The sequence below is a fragment of the Mesorhizobium sp. genome (assembly GCF_005063415.1).
Taxonomy (GTDB): Bacteria; Pseudomonadota; Alphaproteobacteria; order Rhizobiales; family Rhizobiaceae; genus Mesorhizobium.
The window spans coordinates 1-931 of sequence record NZ_SUEG01000348.1 but is presented as its reverse complement, the minus strand read 5'-3'; the positions used below and the strand labels follow the sequence as shown (position 1 = coordinate 931).

Sequence of the window (931 nt, the reverse complement as noted above, 5' to 3'; positions counted from 1 at the left end):
ACTCGTAAGGGCTAGAATGGCGCAGCAGACCAGGCCCTCGTGGACCGCGATCTTCTTGAAAGGATATTCGCTTCTTGCCCTAGAGATGCCGGAACTGCGGCGCGCTTATGTCAAGTTGCCCTGGCCGCAGCTTTACGAGTATCCGGCAAGCGTAGCCTCGATTGCCCACGAGCGCGAATATGATGGCGAGCCGGCCGTTCTGCTGAGCCGCATCAAATGCCCGGAGCGCTACTCCATCACGGAACTTGAGGCATCCATCCACGCGGCTCGATCACGGCCGATCCTGGAGGTCCCGGAGTTTCGGCGCGCCTTGCGGGTGGCAGGTGCGCCCGCGCCAGTCAGGTGGCTGCTTATGTGGCTAGGGTTGAACATCGCCCGGCAAAGGTCAAATTACTTCGGTACCTTCCAACTGTCCGTCTATTCTGGTCTCGGTGCGGAATCACTCAACCCGCTGACACCACTGACCACGCTTCTCAACTACGGTCCGATCGGCAAAGACGGATCGGTGAATGTCCGCATCCACTACGATCACCGGGTCATGGATGGAGCGAACGTCGCACGTGCACTGGAGAGATTTGAAAAGATTCTGAACGGCACTGTCGCCAATGAAGTGGTGCTGCTCGGTCAAGGTGTTGCCGCTCCTGCAAGACAGAGGAACAGGACGTGAATTCGCACGGTGAATTCCGGCCAGCTATCGTCGTGATTGGCGGCTCGGGTGGAATTGGCCGGGCAATTGCGAGCGTCGCTGCAAGGCAGCGCGGTGCGGTTGTGCTGGTTGCCCGCTCGCCTGAGGGTTTGGCCGCCGCGGCGTCTGAGGTTCGGGAGGCGGGCGGCGAGGCATTCACGCTCGAGTTGGATCTCGTGGCAGGCGACGCGCCAACGCGCCTGGAGGGCTTTCTGTCCACACACGGCCTGGTCTGTGATGTCCTGG

Annotated in this window: 2 protein-coding genes; both read left to right on the top strand. The window is 60.9% G+C overall.

The window, feature by feature from the left end:
• A partial coding sequence (locus E5W70_RS32525) for a hypothetical protein (RefSeq protein ID WP_292665470.1) occupies positions 1 to 667 on the top strand: 667 nt, incomplete at its 5' end.
• Positions 664 to 931, top strand: a 268-nt coding sequence (locus E5W70_RS32520; RefSeq protein ID WP_292665468.1) for an SDR family NAD(P)-dependent oxidoreductase, incomplete at its 3' end; no start/stop codon positions are given. The genes E5W70_RS32525 and E5W70_RS32520, both read left to right, overlap by 4 nt.